We start from the raw sequence: 20,531 nt of genomic DNA on the forward strand, positions 1-20,531 counted from the left end.
CAATGGAGGAACCATGCTGACCGATCGAGACCGTATTGAGAAACAGAAGCGGAGCCTTTCGCTCACGCGGCTGCACCGGGCGCTGTCGCGCTTGACCTCGACCGTCACCATAATGAATACCGGCGCTCACCCTGACGACGAGCATAACGGCCTGCTCGCCTATCTGCGTCTCGGCCTCGGCATGCGCGTCATCGTCGCCTGCTCGACGCGCGGCGAAGGCGGCCAAAATGCGCTTGGACCGGAGCGGCTCGGCGCACTCGGCATCCTGCGCAGCCGGGAGATGGAAGAAGCTGCCCGCGAACTCGACGGCGACGTCCACTGGCTCGGCCACGGCCCTGATGATCCGATCCACGATTTCGGCTTCTCGAAGAATGGTGACCGGACCTTCGACCGATGGGGCGAGGAGCGCATCGTGGAGCGGCTGGTGCGGGCCTATCGCGCCGAGCGTCCCGATATCGTGCTGCCGACCTTCCTTGATGTGCCAGGCCAGCATGGGCACCACCGTGCGATGACACGGGCGGCGGAAACGGCGGTTGGACTTGCTGCCGATCCCACCGCTTTTCCCGAACATTTCGATGAGGGTCTGACGCCGTGGCAGGTCGCGAAATTCTATCTGCCCGCATGGTCGGGCGGCGGCGATACCTATGATGACGAAGTGCCGCCACCGGCCACGACCCTGCCGCTCGAAGCCACGGGTCTCGAACCTGTCAGCGGCGTCAGCTATGCCCATGTCGGCGAGTGGTCGCGCTATTACCATGCCTCTCAGGGCATGGGCCGCTGGCACGATATCGGCGACAATGACTGGCCGCTGCATCTGAAGCTCAGCGCCGAAGGCTCGGTTAGGGAAACCTCCATTCTCGATTCCCTTCCCTCGTCGCTTGCCGGTCTGGCACGCGAAACGGAGCTGCCGCAGGCCGTTGTCGATGCATTGATGCGGGCGGATGGTGCAATCGGCAAGGCGATCGAGCGTTTTCCGGAACGATCGGCCATCGTTGAAGCGTTGCTGCAGGCGGCGCATCAGATTGAAAAGGCGCTCGAGAAAGCACCTGAAACATTCCTCGAAACGCATGGGCACCGCCTGCGGCGCAAGCTGGTGGAAATCGATGCAGCGCTTTGCGAGGCCGAACAGATTTTCGTCCGGCCCGTGGCCGAACCCGCCGCGCTTTCGCCTGGTGCGTCCGGAACGCTCATCCTTCATCTCGGCGGGAATGCGGGAACTGCCGTTGCGGACGCAGACATAAGACTGCCGGAAGGCCTTTCGGCAAACCTGAAGGAAACCTCGCCGCAGCGGATCGTCTACGCGCTGACGTCGGCAGCGGATGCGCCGCTGACGCGGCAGTATCAGCCGGGATGGTCGAGCCTTGGCGGCAATGGCAACGCATCAGTCGACGTCAAGGCGCAGATCGGCAGCCGTTCGGTAAGAGTGACTGTGGATCTTGAGGAGCCGCTTACAGTCGCGCCGCAGCACTCGCTGAACCTTCATCACAATGCCATCATCATCCCCTTGGATGGCGAGAGGTCGGAGTTGACAATCAAGGCCGCATCCGAAGGAAGCGTCGGCTTTTCCGCGCCGGCCGGCTGGGCGGTCAGGGAGGCTGACGGTGCGCTTACGCTTTCGCCTCCCGCCTCGATAACGCCCGGCCTCGTCACCATTTCGCCACTTGTGGACGGACAGCCGGCGATGCGCGTCTCGCCGATCACCTATCCGCACATCGGCCGCACGAGCTTCCGCGAGCCGGAACTGCTGCGCGTCCTGGCGCTCGATCTCAAACTGCCTGATGGCGCCAAGATTGGCTATGTCGGCGGCGGTGCGGATCGCGTCGGGCTCTGGCTTGGCCGCATGGGGCTCGATGTCACCGAACTCGATGCGCAGGCGCTTTCCGGCGATCTCTCCCGCTTCACCACTATCGTCGTCGGCATCTTCGCTTTCGGCATCCGCAAGGATCTGGCAGCTGCAACCTCGCGCCTGCATCGCTTCGTCGAAGAGGGCGGTCATCTTCTGACGCTCTATCATCGCCCTGTCGATGGCTGGCAGCCGGACGCCACCCCGCCGAAGCGGATCGATATCGGTTCGCCCTCGGTCCGCTGGCGGGTGACAGACCCCAAATCAGAGGTGACGATGTTGGAGCCGGCGCATCCGCTGCTGCAGGGACCGAACAGGATCACACCCGCCGATTGGGATGGGTGGGACAAGGAACGCGGCCTCTATTTCGCCGCCCGCTGGGACGATGCCTATGTGCCGCTTCTTGCGATGCACGACCCCGAAGAGCAGCCGCTCACGGGTGCATTGATTTCGGCTGCGATTGGCAAGGGCCGCCATACGCATACGAGCCTCGTGCTGCATCATCAGCTCGACAAGCTGACATCAGGCGCGTTTCGGCTGATCGCCAATCTCGTCCAGCCTGCCTGAGGCGATCGGCATGGATGGCGCTGCCGCGGTCAGAGACAGCCGTTTCGGCATTCTCTGGCTGCTTTCCGACACAACGCTGGTGACCGGCATGACGGTGCTGGTGAAGATGCAGGGTGCATCCTATCCGGCGATACAGCTCGTCTTCATCCGAGCGCTGATCGGGCTCGTCCTTATCCTGCCATTGATCTGGCGGCATCGGAGGCAGCTTGCCAATTCCAGGGATCCGTTGCGCAACATCATGCGCATCAGCTGCAATGCTATTGCGCTGACCAGCAATTTCATCGCGCTCGCCATGCTGCCGCTTGTCCTGGTCAACGCGCTCGGCTTCACGCGGCCACTCGTTTCGATGCTGATGGCCGTCGTCATGCTCGGCGAAAGGATCAGCCGGTGGCGGTGGATCGGCGCGRTATTCGCCTTTGTCGGCGTGCTGATCATGCTGGCACCGGATACGTTTGCCTGGAACCTCGGGCTGGTAGCTGTGCTGCTCTCCATCATCTTCGGGGCACTAGCGACGATCCAGACCCGGATGCTGCATTACGAAAACACGACCGTCATGATGGTCTTCTATACGGCCGGCCTGACGGTCATTACTTTCATCCCTGCGCTTTTCGTCTGGCAGCCGGTACGCAGCGAAGACTGGCCTGCGCTGCTCGGCATTGGCCTTCTGGCACAACTCGGGCAATTCTGCTTCCTGCGGGCCTACCAGATCGCCAGCGCCAGCCTGCTCGCTCCGTTCGGTTATCTGTCGATCGTCTTTGCGACAGCGAGCGGTTATTTCTTCTTCGACGAAGTGCCCGATCTTCGCACACTCATCGGCATCGTCGTCATTATCGGAACGCTGCAGGCGGTCGCCTTTCTGGAGCGGCGGAAAAATTAGCGCAGGGTCGGATCGACGCTGCCGCGCATCGAATCGCCGGCCACCGAGAGGACGCTGGCGCCGACCTCAGTCAACAGAGGCACGAAAGGCTCTTCCAGCGGCTGGTCGGTCACGAAGGTCTCGATTTCGGAAAATGAAATGCCGGGATAGCAACCAACGCGCCGATCTGGGTGTGGTCGGCCACATAGACATTGGAACGACTCAGCGCGGCGAGCCGGATCTTGAGCCGCATCTAGTGCTTCGTGCGCTCGACCAGCCCGTATTCGGCATCGAGGCCGTAGACGCCGATGATCGACAGGTCGAAGCTGCAGTTGCGGATCGCCTCGAATACTTCGTCGGCGCAAGAAATGTGCCCAGCGCCCCAATAAGGAGATTTTTCGGTTGACCGCGATAGGTCGCCTGCATATGTTCCGCGCACTTCCGGCCGGGGTGCTTCGCACCGCGGAGAGTGAGAGCGTAGCTCAGCCGGTAGAGCAACTGACTTTTAATCAGTAGGTCTCGGGTTCGAACCCCGACGCTCTCACCATAAGCTTTTCATTTCCGAGCTTTGCGACGCATCCAGCGAGCCGATGTAGTCCATTCATCGATTAATTTCGCTCAAAATGATAACAAATCTTGCCAACGGAGAGCATCGGGCGATATTCCACCGATGGACGATTTTGATCACATAACTGGCCGACAGTTGGCGGCCGCCCGTGCGTTGCTGGGGATGGGTCAGGTTGAGTTGGCCGGCAGAGCAAATGTATCTGCTCCGACCCTGCGCCGTATGGAAGCCAGTGAGGGCACCGTCGAGGGTATTCGCAACAACGTCGCTTCAGTCGTTGCGGTTTTGGAAGCCGCCGGCATTACCTTCCTGGATGGGAACTATTCCGGTTCCGGCGGTCCAGGCGTCCGCCTGACGCAATCCACCGGCGCGTCGATCGATGTGCAAGAACGCGAGACGATTCAGTATCGCGAGTTTTATGAGAACGATGCACCTCCTGGTGCTGGAGGTTAAAATGGCGAAAACACCCAAAGAACCAAAGCTTGAGCATTCCGATTTCTCCGGCGAGTTCGAAGACGACGGCGTAACCGTGCTCGTCGACATACATCGGCCGGCGGGCACCAATGGCGATTGGACTCTCGAGGTCATTTCACAAACCGAAGTCGTGACGACCTGGGAAGATGCATTCGCCACGGATCTGGAAGCTTGGGAAGAGTTCCTGGCCACCGCAGAACGAGATGGCGTGCGAAGCTTTCTCGATGAGGATGAGCCGCTGGTGCATTGAGGGGATCAATCCGTTCCCTAGTGTCTCGTCGCGGCATGCCAATCCGCGCACTGCCACATGAAGAGACCTTGATGAGCTTCCAGCACTGGTGCCGGAAGCTCATCAATGCGAATCACAATGCTCGCCGTCAGTAGCTGCAGGAGCGACCATCCCTAGGCCTGAAGCCATCCGCACAGGCGCGATTCATCGAATCTCCCGGCACGTAACCTGAGGCGGAGCCGTAAGAATTCGGGGGAGTTGCACATGCCGTGAGCAGCGAGCTGCCGATCAGCGCTCCGGCTGCTACCAATGCCCGAAATCTGCTCATCGATGTTTCTCCTCGGTGGATGTTTCCGCGTCAATCTCTCACGCTAGCGCATACCAGTACCAAGCCGTCATCGCAACTGAACGACAGTACAAGCCTGCTCTCGGGCGCTGTAGCCGGCAGGCCGGTAAAGTAGCGAGAGATCCGGCGTCAGCCTCGTATATCCACCGGCCGGACCTCCCGACATTCGCAGTGGGGTGCCCGCAAATGCCGGGCAATACCACCGGTCACGCCCGAGTCGATCCATTCAGAGAACCAAAGATGGTTTGCGCGCGGTTAATATCCACATGCGCTGTCCCATGTTGGGATAGCGGAGCCACCTCGAGGCCTGCGGCAATTTGGAGATGCGGCCGGCTGCGATCAGCGCAAAAAGGTGATTGGCAATCACCCCTTTGCGGCGCTAGGAACATCGCTCAGACTGCTGCCGGAGAGAATGCGTGTCGATTGCCGATATTTCCCTTTGGAGCGCGCTGCTTGCCGGAGCGCTTTCCTTCCTCTCGCCTTGCGTGCTTCCACTCGTTCCGCCCTATCTCTGTTATATGGCGGGCGTCTCGGTCGAGCAGTTCCGCGGTGGCGGCACGGTCGCCGCAGCACCGGATGTACGGCGCGGCGTGCTCTTTTCGGCGCTTTTCTTCACCCTCGGCTTTGCGACCGTCTTTGTGGCTCTCGGCGCAGGTGCCTCGACGATCGGCATGGTGCTGCGTCAGCATCTCGATCTGCTCTCGAAGATCGGCGGCCTGATCATCATCATCATGGGGCTGAATTTTCTCGGGCTTTTCCGGATCGGCCTGCTGGCACGGGAAGCCCGTTTCCAGGGCAATGGAAAACCGGCAACGCTGACGGGCGCCTATATCATGGGACTGGCTTTCGCGTTCGGCTGGACGCCCTGCATCGGGCCGGTGCTCGGGGCGATCCTCGGCGTTGCCGCATCGCGTGAAACTGTTGGCTCCGGCGCAGGCCTGCTTGCCGTCTACTCTCTGGGGCTTGCTGTTCCCTTCTGGATAGCCGCCGGGTTCTCCGGTGCGTTTATGCGCTTCCTGTCGCGCTTCCGCCGCCACCTCGGCACGGTCGAGAAGATCATGGGCGTCTTCCTCGTGCTGACCGGTCTCGCCTTCCTGCTTGGATGGGTCAGCAATGTCGCGATCTGGTTCCAGCAGACCTTTCCAGTCCTGATGCAGATCGGCTAAACGAAAGCTTCGCCCGCTGCAGCATCACTTGCGATGCCTCGAGCTTGTTCGATCGGAATCGTCAAGACGGTTAAATCTTTACAGATTTCCTTGCCGAACGGTTGAAGGGATCTATGCGACTAACTCGACAACACGGATTGGAGTTGTCGATGTCTCGCCGCTTGAAGAATCTTATTTTTGCAGTTGGCGTTTCCATGGCGATGTGGGTTGTCGTCCTACAGGCCGGCTTTTCGGCCTATAATCTGGCCGTCGCGCCGGACAACGAATCGGTTACCGGAAGCGTCCGCTAGTCATCGTTCGCCTGGAGCCAATCTCAAGCTTGATGGATGCTCAATAATTACGGCCAACGTTTTGAAGCGGTGGGCTCTCGATCCATTTCCCGTAAAAAAACGGATGCCGCCCGGTAAGGGCTGATCCCGGCGGAACAATTAGGCTTTCCGAAAGTTGAGGGTTGCTGTGTCCACGACCCTACGAGGAGAACCGACATGATGAGCGGACCGTTGAAGGCGCTTCTTGGTGTGCTTGCAATCGCGGGATATCAGAACCGAGACAAGATTGGCGAACTGCTGCGAGGAATTCAGAATCCGCAGCGCACTGGTGCAGGAGGCGAGCAGGCTGGCAATGCCGGAGGCGTGTTCGGCGGTTCGGGTGGTTTCGGCGATCTTTTGGGCGGCCTTACGACGGGCGGAATCCTCAGTGGCGGCTTGGGCGATCTGCTCAAAACTTTTCAGCAAAACGGGCACGGCGACRAGGCCGAGTCATGGGTCAAGCCTGGCCCCAACGCCAACATCGATGGCGGCCAGCTAGAGGAGGCTTTGGGCCCGGATGTGCTGAATGAGCTCGCGGCGAAAACAGGGTTGTCCCGTGAAGAAATCCTGGGCCGTCTTGCCAACGACCTGCCCAAAGCCGTCGACGATCTCACGCCCAATGGAAAGATTCCAAGCGCGGAGGATGATTTCCTCTCCTCCGCCAGCAATGCCACATCCGGCGGCCGAACTTCAGTTTAACGGCTATAGGCAAATCCGGCAGCAACGATCTCCGCGTTCCGCGCACGCGGGGTTCGAACACGAGCCCCGTGTGAACGGGGCCAGATACGACGGTCCCGCTCTCTGCTGGCTACGATAGATCAGGCTTTCTTCCGCTTTAAGCGTTCCTTGATCGCGTCCGGAATATCGCGGAAGCCGCGGCCCGGCTCGATGCCTTCGCGCATGACGATGTTGCGTAACGGCGGAATCGCCGACAAGACATGCAGGCCTGCGGCGCGCAGCATCTGAACGGGAAGAAAATCGGACAACAGCGAGCGGTTCAGCAGATCGACACTTGCGGTGCGCGTCATGATATCGGCGCGGCGCTTGCGGTCGAAGCTGGTGCCGGCATCGGCGGCAACAGGTAATTCCGCCCGCGAGCACAGAAGATCGGTCAGCGCCATGATATCGCGGAGGCTGAGATTGAGGCCCTGTGCACCAATCGGCGGGAAGACGTGGGCGGCCTCGCCGATCAGCGCGATGCGGCCCTTGCCGAAGCGATGCGCCATCATGCCAGACAGCGGCCAGATCTGGACGCCCTCCTCCACACTGACCTCGCCAAGCAGGGACTGCATACGCTCTTCCACGACATTGCCGAGCTCAGTGAGCGAAAGCTCGATGCGGGCTGCTGCATCGGAAGGATTCTGCACCCAGACGAGGCTGGAGCGATTGCCCGGCAGCGGCACCTGCGTGAATGGGCCATGCTCCGTGTGGAACTCTGTGGAGATATTCTGGTGCGGCAGCGTGTGCGCGAAATTCAGCACCATGGCCGATTGCGGATAGGACCAAGTGCGCACGTCGATACCGGCAGTCTCCCGCAGCTTGGATTTGCGGCCGTCGGCACCGATAGCAAAATCGGCACTGATCTCTTCGCCGCCGGCGAGCGTGATCGACACGGCCTCCGGCATGATCCCGATCGTTTCAGCCATGGCGGTGAAACGGGTGATGTTGCCTTCGGCGGCGACGGCAGCCTCGAGCACATTCATCAGCGCCTTGTTCGGGAAATTGTAGCCAAAGGCACCCAGCCCGACTTCGGCGGAGCGGAAGGTCGTGGTCGGCGCACGCAGCAGACGGTTGGTGCCGTCGATGATGCGCATGCTGGTGAGCGGTGCGGCTGCCGGGCGCAGTTTTTCCCAAAGTGTCAGCCGATCCAGAAAGCGAATCGACTGGTCCATCAGGGCCGTGGTGCGGCGATCTTCCTTGGGGGATGGAGGGGCGACCAGCGCCACGTTGCGACCGCCGCGCGCCATGGCGACTGCGGCGATCATGCCAGCGAGACCGCCGCCGATCACCGCCACTTCGAATTTGCTCATGCTATCGTTCCGTCATCAAAAAGACGGCAGAACCAGCAGCCTCAAGCGGCCGGCTTTGCCTGACGGCGCCAACTATAGCCCTTGCCGGCTTCGGCGTCACGCACCGCCGGCTGATAATGATGCGGAATGGACGGCAAGCGCTTTTCCGACAGGCGGCGGATCGCCGTCTCGTTGGTGACGGCGAAACTGTCGATGCCGACGCGCAGCATCAGCGGCACTTGGTCGATCAGCACGTCGCCGACTGCACGCAGTTCGTTGGTAAAGCCGAGACGCTGGCGCAGCAGCGAAGCATGGCTGAAGGCACGGCCATCGTTGAAGGCCGGGAATGCCACAGCCACGATCTCCAGACGATAGAGATATGGCTCCAGCTTCAGGACATCGTCCGCCGGCTTGATCAGCACGCCGAAGCCGACATCATTGCTTTCGTCGGCTCTAGCGATCAGTTCATCGAGTGTCAAAAGCGGCTTCTGATCGCCAGATGCCTTCACCTCGTCGGTCTCGATCACCCAGGGATCGTTTTCGACAAAACCGGTCTCTCTCCAAATCTTCGTCATCACCCTCTCCTTATGCCGCTTCCGCCGCCGAGCCGTAGAGCGCTTCCTTGAAAGGCTGCGGACCAACGCGACGATAGGCTGCGAGGAAGATTTCGGACGCATCAAGGCGCAGGCGCAGATAGGTCTCGACGATCGTCTCGATCGCATCCGTCACCTTATCCGGCTCGAAGCCGCGGCCGATGATTTCACCAATCGAGGTGTGTTCGTCGCCGGAGCCGCCAAGCGTGATCTGGTAGAGTTCTGCACCCTTCTTTTCCACACCCAGAAGACCGATATGGCCGACATGGTGATGGCCACAGGCATTGATGCAGCCGGAGATCTTGATCTTCAGCTCGCCGATCTCAGCCTGACGCGCCGCATCGCCGAAACGGCGGGAGATTTCCTGGGCGAGCGGAATGGAGCGCGCATTGGCGAGCGCGCAATAGTCCAGCCCCGGACAGGCGATGATATCGGTAATCAGGCCGGCATTGGCTTCGGCCAGATTGATCGCGACGAGACCGCGATAGACGGCCTCGAGATCGGCAAGCGCGACATGCGGCAGGATAAGGTTCTGTTCATGGCTGACGCGGATTTCGTCGAAGGCGTATTCCTCGGCGATATCGGCGATGGCATCCATCTGGGAATCAGAGGCGTCGCCCGGAATGCCGCCGATCGGCTTCAGCGAGATCGTCACCATGCCGTAATCGGGGTTCTTGTGCGGCTGGACGTTCTGCTGGACCCAGCGCGCAAAATCCGGATCTGCCTTCTTCCAGCGGGCGAGGTTTTCCCAGCCCTCGGCACGTTCCGGCAGGGCTGGCGGCGCGAAGTAGGCGGCAATCGCCTGTACGTCCTGTTCCGGCAGCTTCAGCTCGGAATCCTTCAGCTGTGCAAATTCAGCCTCGACCTGGCGGGCAAGCTCTTCGGCGCCGGTCTCGTGCACGAGGATCTTGATACGCGCCTTGTACTTGTTATCACGGCGGCCATGCAGATTGTACACGCGCACGATGGCGGTGGTGTAAGAAAGCAGGTCTTCCTCGGGCAGGAAATCTCGGATCAGCTTGGCGATCATCGGCGTGCGGCCCTGACCACCACCAACATAGACGGCAAAGCCGATCTCGCCCTTGTCGTTCTTTTTCAGATGCAGACCGATATCGTGGACCTGGATTGCGGCGCGGTCGCGCTCGGCACCGGTGACGGCAATCTTGAACTTGCGCGGCAGGAAGGAGAATTCCGGATGGACCGACGACCATTGACGCAGAATTTCGGCGTAGGGGCGTGGATCGGCAACCTCGTCGGCGGCGGCGCCGGCGAAGTGATCGGCAGTTACGTTTCGGATGCAGTTGCCCGAGGTCTGCAACGCGTGCATCTCAACGCTCGCAAGGTCGGCAAGCGCATCGGGAATATCTGACAGTTTCGGCCAGTTGAACTGCAGGTTCTGGCGTGTGGTGAAGTGGCCGTAGCCGCGGTCATAGGTACGGGCGATATGGGCGAGCATGCGTACCTGGCGCGAGCTCAGCGTGCCGTAGGGAATGGCGATGCGCAGCATATAGGCGTGAAGCTGCAGGTAGACGCCGTTCATCAGGCGCAGCGGCTTGAATGCGTCCTCGGCCAGTTCGCCGGAAAGGCGGCGCTGGACCTGGTCGCGAAACTGCTCGACGCGCTCGGCGACAAAGGCGTGGTCAAATTCGTCGTAACGGTACATCGTCTTCCTCAGACTGCAATGAATTCGGGATCGGCCGGCTTGTAGCCAGGCGCATATTCCATGGTCGGGCCCTGAGCGCGGATGCGCTCGCGCAGGCGCAACGGCCAGAGCTGACCGTTGGTTTCCTGAACGTCGACGACAGCAACGTCAACGACCTTGTTGTCGGCATAGGATTTCTTGCCGATCTCCTCGAGTGCGGCGACGGCTTCGGCATGGCGGGCGACGAGGGCCTCCTGCAACGAGGTCACCCATTCGCCATTGGCGTTCAGCCAGACGGCAATGCCGTCGGTCAGGCGGTTGGCGGTCAGAACCTTGTCTACCATGTCAGCTCCTTACAAGTTCACCGAACCTGATACGCTCGCGCACCAGCGGTTCGGACAGTTCGAAATTGGCGCCTGCGACCGCATCGCCGATAATGACCATAACCGGCCCGGTCAACTCATCACGATGCTGCAGATCAGGAAGATCGCGTAGGATTCCATGCAAAAGTCGGCGGTCAGCCCTGCTGGCATTCTCGATCACGGCGACCGTGGTTTCCGAGGGAATACCGGCCTGCATCAGGCGGTCTGCGACGGAGGCTGCGACCGTGCGGCCCATATAGACGGCGATCGTGGCACCCGAGACCGCAAGGCTCGCCCAGTCTGGCAGAACGTCACCCGTCAGATCATGTCCGGTCGTGAAGACCAGCGACGAGGCAACACCGCGCAGCGTCAGCGGCAACTCGAAATCGGCAGCCGCGGCAAAGGCGGAGGTGATGCCGGGCACGATCTCATAGGAGATGCCTGCGGCGCGCAGCGCTGCCATCTCTTCCCCTGCCCGGCCATAGACCAGCGGATCGCCGCTCTTCAGGCGCACGACGCGTTTTCCCTGGCGGCCGAGATCTACCAAGAGGTCGTTGATCTCTTCCTGAGACTTCGAATGGCAGCCCTTGCGCTTGCCGACCGAGAGACGCTCGGCATCGCGGCGGCCCATATCGACGATTACCTGCGGCACGAGCGCGTCATAGACGATGACATCGGCTTCCATCATCACGCGTTGGGCGCGCAAGGTCAGGAGATCTTCGGCACCGGGACCGGCGCCGACCAGCCAGACGCGGCCTTCAACGCGATCCAGCGAGCGCAACAGGCCATTGGCGGCGCGGCGCGCCTGTGGCAGGTTACCGTTAGCGACAGCATCGGCAACCGGGCCGGAGAAGAAACGGCGCCAGAAGATGCGGCGGGAAACGCCACGCGGAACGACGTGTTCGACGGCCTTGCGATAGCTGGTCGCCAGAGCGGCGAGTCGGCCGAGCGAGGGCGACAGGAGCTGATCGATCTGGGCGCGGATCATCTGCGCCAGCACCGGCCCTGCCCCTTCGGTACCGATCGCAACGGCAACAGGCGCACGATTGACGAGAGCGGGCGTGTAGAAATCGCAATAGTCGGGCTGGTCGACGGCATTGGCCGGGATCTTCGCGGCACGGGCTGCGTCAACGATACGGCGATCCCGTTCCGCGTCACCGGTTGCAGCAAACACCAGTACGGCACCCTCGACCTGTTCGGGCGCAAAAGCTTCGCGGACAGTCTCGATGCGGTTGGCAATCAGAAAAGCGTGGTAATCGGCTTCCGGGCGATCGGCATGCGCGATAATGCGTGCCTGCGTGTTCAAGAGCAGGCGGACCTTGGCGAACGCTTCATCGCCATTGCCAAAAACGGTCGCAGTCCGACCTTCCACGCGAAAGAAGGCGGGAAATACCGAAAGCTGTTCAGTCCTGGGAGGCATTCTCAATCCACTTCGAAGTTGCCAGAATATGCATTCTTCGGACAGCCGATTGAAGAAACAGAATTCCAAAGGCCGGCCAGTCGCGTATTCTTTTACCCGGTTGATCAATGATTTGAGAAAACTGACCCGTGCGGCGCAAAAAGCACATATCTTGAGCCGTTATTGCAGCTTTTTGCCCGATGCCAACGGATGAAGCGATAAAGCCTGTGGCAAAGTCCCGAGTGCTGGACTTATGCATTCCGCTTCATTCCGCGGGGCGATAAGATAGCTGAAACAGGAGATTTTCATGCCGGAAAAGACAATCGCCTCCCGCCTTCTGCAGGTCATGGAGGACAATGTCCTGCCGATGACGGAGCTCGGCGTCGCCTCCGGCAACAAGGTGTTTGGCGCGGCGATCCTGCGTAAATCCGATCTGTCGCTTATCGTTGCCGAAACCAATAACGAGCTCGAAAACCCGCTCTGGCACGGCGAAGTGCACACGCTGAAACGCTTTTACGAGCTCAACGACAAGCCGGCGACGAAAGACCTGATCTTTCTCTCCACGCACGAACCCTGCACCATGTGCATGTCGGCGATCACCTGGGCAGGTTTCGACAATTTCTATTATTTTTTCAGCCACGAAGATTCGCGCGACAGCTTTGCCATCCCGCACGATCTGAAGATTCTGAAGGAAGTCTTCGGGCTCGAGCCTGGCGGCTACAGACGGCAGAATGCCTTCTGGAAGAGCTTCTCAATCGCCGATCTCGTCGAGACCGAGGATGCTCCGCTGAAGGCTGAACTCAGGGCGCAGACAGCGCGGATCAGATCGCGCTACGCCGCCCTCTCCGACACCTATCAGGCCACCAAGAGCGCCAACGACATTCCGCTGAGCTGAGAGACCATGGAACCTTCGAAAGATATTTCGCGCCTGATCGAGATCATGGCGGCACTTCGCGATCCCGAAACGGGCTGCCCGTGGGACATCGAGCAGAATTTCGAGAGCATCAAGCCCTATACGATCGAGGAGGCCTATGAGGTTGCCGATGCGATCGAGCGCAAGGATATGGACGATCTCTGCGACGAACTCGGCGACCTGCTGCTGCAGGTGGTCTTTCATGCGCGCATGGCCGAAGAAGAAGGCGAGTTTTCCTTCGGCGATGTGGTGGAAGCCATTACCCGCAAGATGATCCGTCGCCACCCGCATGTCTTTGCCCGCTCGGACGCGGATACGCCTGACGCCGTGAAGAGGCAGTGGGACGACATCAAGCAGGCCGAAAAACGCGAACGTGCCGAGCGTCGCGCACGGCACGGCATGACCGAGGACTTCAAGGCCGGTTTCCTGGGTTCAGTGCAACGGAGCTTTCCCGCACTGACGGAAGCGCTGAAACTTCAGGAACGAGCGGCCAAGGTCGGTTTCGACTGGTCAGCACCCGAGCCGATCCTCGACAAGATCGCGGAAGAGGTCGACGAACTGCGCGTTGCGTTGCGCGAGGGTGACAAATCAAAGGTCAGCGACGAACTTGGCGACTTGATCTTCGCCGTCGTCAATATCGGCCGGCATGTGAAGGCCGATCCGGAACAGGCGCTGCGCGGCACGAATACGAAGTTCCGGCGTCGATTCAATCACATCGAACATGTTCTTGATGCAGAAGGCGAGACGCTGGAGGCAGCCAGCCTGGAGCGCATGGAAGAGATCTGGCAGGCAGCCAAGGCGATCGAACGGGCTGTGGTGGCTGGGGCGGAGTGAAGCACTGAACAATCGGTGCGTTACCGGTCCCAGTCTTCCTTTGCAGGCTTGGGGCCATGCCCGACGCGGCGCTCAAGCTCGGCGGCTTCCGTCTCAGACAGACGCAGTTCCAGTGTCACCGAGCCATCGTCATTGTCTTCGCGGCTATCGACGATGGCATGGTCGTAAAGCCAGGGCAGCAGCGCCAGCTTGTCGACCGGCAGCGTGACAGTCGTTTCCGTCATGACGCCGGATAAACGACGGCTGATTTCATCCATCAGCCTGTCCACGCCCTCACCGCTGATGGCGGAAACAGCGATGACGTTCTTCATGCCAGAGGACTTCTGCACCATCGCGTCATGGGCTTCGGGCTCGAGCCGGTCGATCTTGTTCCAGACTTCGAGAATGCGACGCTCGCCCTCTGCCTCGTCGATACCGAGATCGTTGAGGATGCGTAGCACGTCGGCGCTCTGGGCCTGATTGTCCACGTCAGACATGTCGCGGACATGCAAAACGAGGTCGGCTTCCAGCACCTCTTCCAGCGTCGCGCGGAAGGCCGCGACCAGATGGGTCGGCAGGTCGGAGATGAAGCCGACGGTATCGGAGAGGATGACGGTGCGGCCATGCGGCAGCTTCATCCGGCGCAACGTCGGGTCGAGCGTCGCGAAGAGCATATCTTCGGCCAGAACCCCTGCCCCGGTGATGCGATTGAACAGTGTCGATTTGCCGGCGTTGGTGTAACCGACGAGCGCCACGATCGGATGCGGCACCTTTCGGCGCTTGGCGCGATGCAGCTGGCGGGTACGCACCACCTGCTCCAGTTCGCGCTCGAGCTTGATGATACGGTCCTGCAGCATGCGCCGGTCGGCTTCGATCTGGGTTTCACCCGGACCACCCATGAAGCCGCCGCCGCCGCGCTGACGCTCAAGGTGGGTCCAGCTTCGAACCAGCCTGCCCTTCTGGTAGTTCAAGTGCGCGAGATCGACCTGCAGCGTGCCTTCCTTGGTAGAGGCGCGGCGGCCGAAGATTTCCAGGATCAGGCCCGTCCGGTCGATGACCTTGGCGTTCCATTCCTTTTCGAGATTGCGCTGCTGCACAGGGGTCAGCGGATGGTCGACGATGACGAGGCCGGAATCGCTCTCATCGAGCTTGTTCTTGATTTCCTCGATCTTGCCCGTGCCGAGCAGCGTTGCCGGGCGCGGATCGTTGACCGAGACAACGGAGGCGTTCACGACATCAAGATCAATCGCCTGGGCCAGACCGGTCGCCTCATCAAGCCGACTTTCGGGGGTGCGGGTCGAAGCCGACTCAGTCTGACCGCCGCGCGAACGCGACTTCAGCACCGGCACGACGACGGTCGCGCGCATGTCATCCCTGTGCTTGGCTGCCTCAGGGATGATGGAATCGTTCTTTGTATCGCGTGTCGAAATGACGGCTGGCCTTGGTTAGGACGCTGCTTCTTCGCTCTCGAACATCTGCATTGGCTGACCAGGCATGATGGTCGAGATCGCGTGTTTATACACGAGCTGCGAATGGCCGTCACGGCGAAGAAGAACACAGAAATTGTCAAAAGAGGTGACAACACCCGTGAGTTTCACGCCGTTAATCAGAAAGATTGTCAGGGAAATCTTTTGCTTGCGTACAGTATTGAGAAATAAGTCCTGCAGATTCTGAGAACGTTCCGCCATCGCGCCGCTTCTTTCTTTATTGCCGGCCTGATCAAGCCGGTAGAATATCAATCAACCTCACCAGCAAGGCAGGTGGCACCCTCATTCCACCTGCCCAGCAAATCTTGGTATCAAATCGTAATCTTTTCCGCAACGTCGAAAAAGGCTTCCCGAATATTCTGCGAGAGGCTTCCCGGATGACCATTCGCAATCGCCTGTCCGTCAATGGAAACCACTGGAAAACAAATGCTTGTAGCCGCGGTGATGAAAACCTCACGGGCGGCCATCATCTCCGAAACGGAGAATTTCCGCTCGACGATATCAACCCCCAATTTGGCTGCGACGTCGATCAGAGTCGTGCGGGTGATGCCGCGCAGGATGCCATGTTCGGCAGGTCGCGTTACCAGTGTACCGTCGGCATCGACGATCCAGACGTTGGTCGCGGCCCCCTCTTTCACCATGCCGTCCGCGTCGATATAGATTGCTTCCTGAGCGCCGGCTTCCTTCGCTTGCTGGCGCGCGAGAGCGTTCGACAGCAGTCCGACCGTCTTGATGTCGACCCGGTCCCATCGGTTGTCGGGAATGGTAATCGCCTTGATGCCGGTCGTATTCTTTTTCGCGATAACAGACAGATCCGTGCTCTTGGCAGTGATGACGATGGATGGCGGCGTCCCTTCGGCGGGAAAGACATGGTCGCGGCGGGCAACGCCGCGCGTTACCTGCAAGTAGAAAAGGCCGTTGTGGACATGGTTGCGGCGCAGCGTCTCGCGAATCACCTGGGTCAACGCCGCACGGCTCATCGGCCAGGCGATGCGCAGTTCCCCCAGCGAACGGTCGAGCCGGTTCAGATGCCGGGTAAGGTCGACAATCAGGCCGTGACGGACTTCGCAGACTTCATAGACGCCATCAGCGAACTGATAGCCTCTGTCCTCTATATGCACCGCGGCGTCGGAATGCGGCACGTAGCGTCCATTCACATAGGCGATTCTTGGCATTGAAAACCTGCTTGGGGGGCAAAAGGTAGGAGCCTGCGCCACATGAGCCGCGCCGGAAAAAAGTCAGACGCCGAGCGACTTCAGCTTGCGGTGCAGCGCCGAGCGCTCCATGCCCACGAATTCGGCCGTGCGGGAGATGTTGCCGCCGAAGCGGTTGATCTGGGCGATCAGGTAATCCTTCTCGAACATCTCGCGGGCTTCGCGCAGCGGCAGCGTCATGATGTGATAATCGTTCTTGGCCGAAACCTTCGGCAGCATGTCGCCGAGATCGGTCGGCAGCATATCCGCCGTGATCGGCGCATCCGGACCGTCGGTACGGGCAAGAATCATCAGCCGCTCGATATTGTTGCGGAGCTGGCGGATATTGCCCGGCCAGTCGTGGGCCTGCAGCACGGCCATGGCGTCATCGCCGATGCGGCGCGGCCGGATGCCTGCCTGTTCGGAAATCTGGCGCATGAGCTGGTCGACAAGGAACGGAATGTCCTCACGGCGCTCGGCAAGCTGCGGGACGCGCACCGGCACCACGGCAAGGCGATGATAGAGATCCTCGCGGAACCAGCCTTCGGCAATGCGGCTTTCCAGATTGTAGGCGGTCGAGGAGATGATACGCACATCGACCTTCACGCGCTTGGAGCCGCCGACACGCTCGAACTGCTGGTCGACCAGCACGCGCAGGATCTTGTTCTGCGTCTCGCGCGGCATTTCGCCAACTTCGTCGAGATAGAGGATGCCGCGATGGGCCTCTTCCAGCGCGCCGATCTTGCGCGCCTGCCCCGGTGCGCCCTCTGTGCCGAACAGCGCCACTTCCATGCGGTCCGGCGTGATGTTGGCGGCGTTGATGGCGACGAAGGGACCGTTGGCGCGGGCCGACTTCTTATGGATCATCCGTGCCACCAGCTCCTTGCCGGAACCGGATGCGCCGAGGATCATGATGCGGCTGTTGGTGGGCGAGACCTTTTCGATCGTCTGGCGCAGCTGCGAAACGGCGACCGACGTGCCGATCAACTCAAGCGCATCGCCGGCGCGGCGCTTCAGCTCGATGTTCTCGCGCTTCAACTTGGAATTTTCCAGCGCGCGCTCGGCAATCAGAATCAGGCGGTCGGCCTTGAACGGCTTTTCGATGAAGTCGAAGGCCCCGCGCTTGATGGCAGAGACAGCCGTCTCGATATTGCCGTGGCCGGAGATCATTACCACCGGAAGCTCGGGATGGCGCGTCCTGATCTCGTCCAGCAGCGAGAGGCCGTCGAGCTTGCTGCCCTGCATCCAGATATCGAGGAAGACGAGACGCGGCACGCGATCTGAAATCGCTGCGAGCGCGCTATCGCTGTCATGGGCCATGCGGGTTTCGTGGCCCTCGTCCGACAGGATACCGGCGACGATCTCACGAATGTCATGCTCATCGTCGACGACGAGAATATCAGAGGCCATAAACGCTTTCCTTGTCATTGGCTGCCAAGGCTGTGGCCACATCCCGGCGTGGCAAATGCACGCGGATCATGGCTCCTCTTCCCTGGTCGAAATCTGCGGGCGCATCATGCAGTTCGAGCTGCCCGCCATGTTCCTCGATGATCTTCTTGACGATGGCGAGGCCGAGGCCGGTGCCCTTCTCGCGCATCGTCATATAGGGTTCCAGAATGCTGTGGCGGTTCTCGACCGGCAGGCCGCGGCCATTGTCGATGATATCGACCGTAAAGCGGTCGCGCGCCTCGTCCAGGGAGGTGCGCACGAGTATCTTGCGCTCTTCACGCTCCTCGCTCGGCACGGCCTCGATCGCTTCCACGGCGTTCTTGATGAGATTGCCGAAGGCCTGCCCCAGCATGCGGCTGTCGAACATGCCCTCCAGCCGCTCCTCGCCGAGGTCCTGCAGGAAGGCGATATGGTTGTTGCCCATCTCCCGCAGGAAAATCGCGTCGTGGAGGATGGAGCGCAGATCGCTCGGCTCCTTCGTCGGCTTCGGCATGCGGGCAAATGCGGAGAACTCGTCGACCATGCGACCGATATCGCCTACCTGGCGGATGATCGTATCCGTGCACTGGTCGAAGACGGCGCGATCATTCTCGTCGATCTGCTTGCCGTAGCGACGCTGGATACGCTCGGCCGACAGTTGGATCGGCGTCAGCGGATTCTTGATCTCGTGAGCGATTCGGCGGGCGACATCGCCCCAGGCGGTGGAGCGCTGAGCAATGACGAGATCGGTGATGTCATCCAGCGTGATGACATAGGATTCGCTCAAATCGCGCACTTCCTCGCGGGTCACCTGGACGCTCAGCGTGCGCACCGTGCCGCTACGCACCAGCGCGATTTGCTTGCGGAAATCGCCACGGTGGCGTGAGGCCGCCTCCGTCAGCACCTGATCCACTTCAGGCGCGACTTCCGACAGCTGCCTTCCAAGCATCTCGTCAGCGTGCAGTGCCATCAGCGTTTCGGCCGAACTGTTGACGATGGTGACGCGCCGGTCCTGCTCGACACCGATGACAGCCGCGGTGACACCCGACAGAACGGCCTCGATGAAGCGGCGGCGGTCATCTACCTCGTCCTTCGCCTCAAGGATCTCGTCGCGCTGCGTGCGGATTTCCGAGATCATCTTGTTGAAGGTGCGCGAAAGACTGGCGACGTCGCCATCGACCGCATGAACGGGTACGACGATATCCATATTGCCGGATGCGACGCTGTCGGCAGCGGTAATCAGCAGGCGAATCGGTCGCACGATACGATCGGCCACGGCAATTGCGGTCCAGATCGCCGCAAGCAGCACGATCAGCGCAAAACCGATATAGAGAACCGCAAAGGCGATCTGCAGCGAAACGCGGCCAGCCTCCATGGATCGGTATTCGGTGGCGTTCTCCTCCATCATGCGCATGGCATTCATGACCTTGGGGTCGACCGCGCGCACCGTATAGAGGAAGGTTCCGGGTATCGTCTCAAGCCGGATGATCGCGCCAACAAGGTTCGTTACGCCAGGCGGAATGAGCGTCGGCTGGCCGGCGGCCGCCTTCTCCAGTGCATCCTGCGGGATGGCGGGCAGCGGCTTTTCTGTGGTGATATCGGCCTGGACGATCACCGAGCCGTCACGCTCGACAAGGAAGGCGCCGAGAAGACCGCGGCCCCTTGCCTGACGGGTCATCAACTCGCCGAAGCCAGTCTTGTCCAGGCTGTAGAGTGCGCGGTTACGCTCGAGATCATTTGCCATCGAAACCGTCTGGCCCTGCAGATAGCTGGCGTTTTCCAGCATGTAGGCCTGGCCGATGTTGCGGGACGAACTGACGATCGCCTGGGTTCGGAGTGCAAACCAGCGGTCGAGGCCTGCGTTCAGCGTGATACTGGCAAAGATCGCAACAAGGATCGCCGGCGTGATTGCGACGATCGAGAAGAGCACGACGATACGGATATGCAGGCGTGCGGCGGCGCGGCCGCGTGTACGGGCCTTGAAAAGCCGCGCAAACTCGCGGCCGATTAGCGCGATAAGCCCGAGCACGAAGAAAGAATTGATGACGACGGAGCCGATGACGACGTGCGAGGTCGGGGCGATCGGCGTCACGCCGAGCAGCACGAAGAGCGTTACGGTCGCGCAGACAAGCGCGCCGCCGGCAAGCACCAGGCCGGGCACGGCAAACAGGGCACGACGGTCGGTCACCATTGTCACCGCCTCGTTCGCCGTTTCCGCCGACACCCCTTCCTCGTTCATCCAGCCTCTCTTCGATTGCCGCATTCGATAGAAACCGAAAGCCGCCGGTTTGCGAAAAACCGGCGTTCAAACGACTCGATCGTGGGCGAATGTCCAAAC

General features: G+C 60.7%; 22 protein-coding genes and 1 tRNA gene. 10 read left to right on the top strand and 13 right to left on the bottom strand.

Annotation, left to right across the window (positions count from 1 at the left end; all coding sequences use genetic code 11):
- Positions 1 to 13 precede the first annotated feature (13 nt).
- Both AC1DUP_RS29635 and AC1DUP_RS29640 read left to right on the top strand, forming a co-directional pair.
- Positions 14 to 2,410, top strand: a complete 2,397-nt coding sequence (locus AC1DUP_RS29635; RefSeq protein WP_477836279.1) for a PIG-L family deacetylase — start codon at positions 14 to 16, stop codon at positions 2,408 to 2,410.
- Between the two features lie 10 nt (positions 2,411 to 2,420).
- The gene (locus tag AC1DUP_RS29640) at positions 2,421 to 3,287 is read left to right on the top strand and encodes a DMT family transporter (protein WP_477836281.1); all 867 of its coding nucleotides are present in this window, start codon (positions 2,421 to 2,423) and stop codon (positions 3,285 to 3,287) included.
- A 109-nt stretch (positions 3,288 to 3,396) separates the two neighbouring features.
- Here the strand turns inward: AC1DUP_RS29640 and AC1DUP_RS29645 are convergent, their stop codons facing one another.
- The gene (locus AC1DUP_RS29645; RefSeq protein ID WP_477836283.1) at positions 3,397 to 3,519 is read right to left on the bottom strand and encodes a hypothetical protein; all 123 of its coding nucleotides are present in this window, start codon (positions 3,517 to 3,519) and stop codon (positions 3,397 to 3,399) included.
- Between the two features lie 218 nt (positions 3,520 to 3,737).
- On the opposite strand from AC1DUP_RS29645, the gene AC1DUP_RS29650 reads away from it, so the two are divergent.
- The 3 genes from AC1DUP_RS29650 to AC1DUP_RS29660 all read left to right on the top strand — a co-directional run bounded on the left by AC1DUP_RS29650 (position 3,738) and on the right by AC1DUP_RS29660 (position 4,555).
- Positions 3,738 to 3,813 (top strand) — tRNA-Lys (locus AC1DUP_RS29650).
- A 123-nt stretch (positions 3,814 to 3,936) separates the two neighbouring features.
- Positions 3,937 to 4,284, top strand: coding sequence for a helix-turn-helix domain-containing protein (locus AC1DUP_RS29655; RefSeq protein ID WP_113295589.1), 348 nt, complete (start codon positions 3,937 to 3,939; stop codon positions 4,282 to 4,284).
- A gap of 1 nt (position 4,285) precedes the next feature.
- Entirely contained in the window at positions 4,286 to 4,555 is a 270-nt protein-coding gene (locus tag AC1DUP_RS29660) for a hypothetical protein (protein WP_007826745.1), read from the top strand.
- A 127-nt stretch (positions 4,556 to 4,682) separates the two neighbouring features.
- Here the strand turns inward: AC1DUP_RS29660 and AC1DUP_RS29665 are convergent, their stop codons facing one another.
- Positions 4,683 to 4,862 (bottom strand): hypothetical protein, encoded by a 180-nt coding sequence (locus tag AC1DUP_RS29665; RefSeq protein ID WP_113295590.1) that lies wholly within the window; start codon positions 4,860 to 4,862, stop codon positions 4,683 to 4,685.
- Between the two features lie 434 nt (positions 4,863 to 5,296).
- Here AC1DUP_RS29665 and AC1DUP_RS29670 point away from each other — a divergent pair, with 434 nt between their 5' ends.
- The 3 genes from AC1DUP_RS29670 to AC1DUP_RS29680 all read left to right on the top strand — a co-directional run bounded on the left by AC1DUP_RS29670 (position 5,297) and on the right by AC1DUP_RS29680 (position 7,053).
- Positions 5,297 to 6,046 (top strand): cytochrome c biogenesis CcdA family protein, encoded by a 750-nt coding sequence (locus AC1DUP_RS29670; protein WP_113310126.1) that lies wholly within the window; start codon positions 5,297 to 5,299, stop codon positions 6,044 to 6,046.
- Between the two features lie 149 nt (positions 6,047 to 6,195).
- Entirely contained in the window at positions 6,196 to 6,336 is a 141-nt protein-coding gene (locus AC1DUP_RS29675; protein WP_162765422.1) for a hypothetical protein, read from the top strand.
- Positions 6,337 to 6,531: 195 nt separating this feature from the next.
- Positions 6,532 to 7,053 carry a YidB family protein gene (locus AC1DUP_RS29680; protein WP_477836287.1) on the top strand — a complete coding sequence of 174 codons (522 nt, stop codon included), beginning with the start codon at positions 6,532 to 6,534 and terminating at the stop codon, positions 7,051 to 7,053.
- Positions 7,054 to 7,172: 119 nt separating this feature from the next.
- Here AC1DUP_RS29680 and AC1DUP_RS29685 read toward each other — a convergent pair whose 3' ends face one another.
- From AC1DUP_RS29685 to AC1DUP_RS29710, 6 genes are read right to left on the bottom strand one after another with little or no spacing between them, the layout of a single operon-like run.
- Positions 7,173 to 8,384 carry a UbiH/UbiF family hydroxylase gene (locus tag AC1DUP_RS29685; RefSeq protein ID WP_477836289.1) on the bottom strand — a complete coding sequence of 404 codons (1,212 nt, stop codon included), beginning with the start codon at positions 8,382 to 8,384 and terminating at the stop codon, positions 7,173 to 7,175.
- A 41-nt stretch (positions 8,385 to 8,425) separates the two neighbouring features.
- The gene (locus AC1DUP_RS29690) at positions 8,426 to 8,938 is read right to left on the bottom strand and encodes a DUF934 domain-containing protein (RefSeq protein WP_115035113.1); all 513 of its coding nucleotides are present in this window, start codon (positions 8,936 to 8,938) and stop codon (positions 8,426 to 8,428) included.
- 10 nt (positions 8,939 to 8,948) lie between these two features.
- The gene (locus tag AC1DUP_RS29695) at positions 8,949 to 10,619 is read right to left on the bottom strand and encodes a nitrite/sulfite reductase (RefSeq protein ID WP_477836291.1); all 1,671 of its coding nucleotides are present in this window, start codon (positions 10,617 to 10,619) and stop codon (positions 8,949 to 8,951) included.
- Between the two features lie 8 nt (positions 10,620 to 10,627).
- The gene (locus AC1DUP_RS29700) at positions 10,628 to 10,942 is read right to left on the bottom strand and encodes a DUF2849 domain-containing protein (RefSeq protein WP_113295596.1); all 315 of its coding nucleotides are present in this window, start codon (positions 10,940 to 10,942) and stop codon (positions 10,628 to 10,630) included.
- Between the two features lies 1 nt (position 10,943).
- Positions 10,944 to 12,380 (bottom strand): siroheme synthase CysG, encoded by a 1,437-nt coding sequence (gene cysG, locus AC1DUP_RS29705; RefSeq protein ID WP_477836294.1) that lies wholly within the window; start codon positions 12,378 to 12,380, stop codon positions 10,944 to 10,946.
- Positions 12,364 to 12,618, bottom strand: coding sequence for a hypothetical protein (locus tag AC1DUP_RS29710; RefSeq protein WP_477836296.1), 255 nt, complete (start codon positions 12,616 to 12,618; stop codon positions 12,364 to 12,366). Before AC1DUP_RS29710 ends, cysG begins: the two co-directional genes overlap by 17 nt.
- 48 nt (positions 12,619 to 12,666) lie before the next feature.
- Between AC1DUP_RS29710 and AC1DUP_RS29715 the strand changes: the two genes are divergently transcribed.
- Positions 12,667 to 13,254: a nucleoside deaminase gene (locus AC1DUP_RS29715; protein WP_477836298.1), complete on the top strand. Its 588-nt coding sequence runs from the start codon at positions 12,667 to 12,669 to the stop codon at positions 13,252 to 13,254.
- Between the two features lie 6 nt (positions 13,255 to 13,260).
- Positions 13,261 to 14,106: a nucleoside triphosphate pyrophosphohydrolase gene (gene mazG, locus AC1DUP_RS29720; RefSeq protein ID WP_115035117.1), complete on the top strand. Its 846-nt coding sequence runs from the start codon at positions 13,261 to 13,263 to the stop codon at positions 14,104 to 14,106.
- Between the two features lie 20 nt (positions 14,107 to 14,126).
- On the opposite strand, the gene hflX is transcribed toward mazG, so the two are convergent.
- From hflX to AC1DUP_RS29745, 5 genes are all read right to left on the bottom strand, one after another.
- Entirely contained in the window at positions 14,127 to 15,452 is a 1,326-nt protein-coding gene (hflX, locus tag AC1DUP_RS29725; RefSeq protein WP_113295601.1) for a GTPase HflX, read from the bottom strand.
- 78 nt (positions 15,453 to 15,530) lie between these two features.
- Positions 15,531 to 15,773, bottom strand: coding sequence for an RNA chaperone Hfq (gene hfq, locus AC1DUP_RS29730; protein WP_003539403.1), 243 nt, complete (start codon positions 15,771 to 15,773; stop codon positions 15,531 to 15,533).
- Positions 15,774 to 15,883: 110 nt separating this feature from the next.
- A complete protein-coding gene (locus AC1DUP_RS29735; RefSeq protein WP_477836301.1) occupies positions 15,884 to 16,747 on the bottom strand; it encodes a D-amino-acid transaminase in 864 nt (287 codons plus the stop codon).
- A 63-nt stretch (positions 16,748 to 16,810) separates the two neighbouring features.
- Positions 16,811 to 18,175 carry a nitrogen assimilation response regulator NtrX gene (ntrX, locus tag AC1DUP_RS29740; RefSeq protein ID WP_113295603.1) on the bottom strand — a complete coding sequence of 455 codons (1,365 nt, stop codon included), beginning with the start codon at positions 18,173 to 18,175 and terminating at the stop codon, positions 16,811 to 16,813.
- Positions 18,165 to 20,432: a sensor histidine kinase gene (locus AC1DUP_RS29745; RefSeq protein ID WP_113295604.1), complete on the bottom strand. Its 2,268-nt coding sequence runs from the start codon at positions 20,430 to 20,432 to the stop codon at positions 18,165 to 18,167. The genes ntrX and AC1DUP_RS29745 overlap by 11 nt, the downstream gene beginning before the upstream one ends.
- Between the last annotated feature and the right edge of the window lie 99 nt (positions 20,433 to 20,531).

This window comes from Rhizobium sp. 01L419 (assembly GCF_056400025.1).

What these genes read in the sequence shown, in the direction of transcription:
- AC1DUP_RS29635 (WP_477836279.1), top strand. Translation starts at nt 14, where the DNA reads ATGCTGACCGATCGAGACCGTATTGAGAAACAGAAGCGGAGCCTTTCG.
- AC1DUP_RS29645 (WP_477836283.1), bottom strand. Translation starts at nt 3,519, where the DNA reads ATGCGGCTCAAGATCCGGCTCGCCGCGCTGAGTCGTTCCAATGTCTAT.
- AC1DUP_RS29655 (WP_113295589.1), top strand. Translation starts at nt 3,937, where the DNA reads ATGGACGATTTTGATCACATAACTGGCCGACAGTTGGCGGCCGCCCGT.
- AC1DUP_RS29660 (WP_007826745.1), top strand. Translation starts at nt 4,286, where the DNA reads ATGGCGAAAACACCCAAAGAACCAAAGCTTGAGCATTCCGATTTCTCC.
- AC1DUP_RS29665 (WP_113295590.1), bottom strand. Translation starts at nt 4,862, where the DNA reads ATGAGCAGATTTCGGGCATTGGTAGCAGCCGGAGCGCTGATCGGCAGC.
- AC1DUP_RS29675 (WP_162765422.1), top strand. Translation starts at nt 6,196, where the DNA reads ATGTCTCGCCGCTTGAAGAATCTTATTTTTGCAGTTGGCGTTTCCATG.
- AC1DUP_RS29685 (WP_477836289.1), bottom strand. Translation starts at nt 8,384, where the DNA reads ATGAGCAAATTCGAAGTGGCGGTGATCGGCGGCGGTCTCGCTGGCATG.
- AC1DUP_RS29690 (WP_115035113.1), bottom strand. Translation starts at nt 8,938, where the DNA reads ATGACGAAGATTTGGAGAGAGACCGGTTTTGTCGAAAACGATCCCTGG.
- AC1DUP_RS29695 (WP_477836291.1), bottom strand. Translation starts at nt 10,619, where the DNA reads ATGTACCGTTACGACGAATTTGACCACGCCTTTGTCGCCGAGCGCGTC.
- AC1DUP_RS29700 (WP_113295596.1), bottom strand. Translation starts at nt 10,942, where the DNA reads ATGGTAGACAAGGTTCTGACCGCCAACCGCCTGACCGACGGCATTGCC.
- cysG (WP_477836294.1), bottom strand. Translation starts at nt 12,380, where the DNA reads ATGCCTCCCAGGACTGAACAGCTTTCGGTATTTCCCGCCTTCTTTCGC.
- AC1DUP_RS29710 (WP_477836296.1), bottom strand. Translation starts at nt 12,618, where the DNA reads ATGCATAAGTCCAGCACTCGGGACTTTGCCACAGGCTTTATCGCTTCA.
- AC1DUP_RS29715 (WP_477836298.1), top strand. Translation starts at nt 12,667, where the DNA reads ATGCCGGAAAAGACAATCGCCTCCCGCCTTCTGCAGGTCATGGAGGAC.
- mazG (WP_115035117.1), top strand. Translation starts at nt 13,261, where the DNA reads ATGGAACCTTCGAAAGATATTTCGCGCCTGATCGAGATCATGGCGGCA.
- hflX (WP_113295601.1), bottom strand. Translation starts at nt 15,452, where the DNA reads ATGCGCGCGACCGTCGTCGTGCCGGTGCTGAAGTCGCGTTCGCGCGGC.
- hfq (WP_003539403.1), bottom strand. Translation starts at nt 15,773, where the DNA reads ATGGCGGAACGTTCTCAGAATCTGCAGGACTTATTTCTCAATACTGTA.
- AC1DUP_RS29735 (WP_477836301.1), bottom strand. Translation starts at nt 16,747, where the DNA reads ATGCCAAGAATCGCCTATGTGAATGGACGCTACGTGCCGCATTCCGAC.
- ntrX (WP_113295603.1), bottom strand. Translation starts at nt 18,175, where the DNA reads ATGGCCTCTGATATTCTCGTCGTCGACGATGAGCATGACATTCGTGAG.
- AC1DUP_RS29745 (WP_113295604.1), bottom strand. Translation starts at nt 20,432, where the DNA reads ATGAACGAGGAAGGGGTGTCGGCGGAAACGGCGAACGAGGCGGTGACA.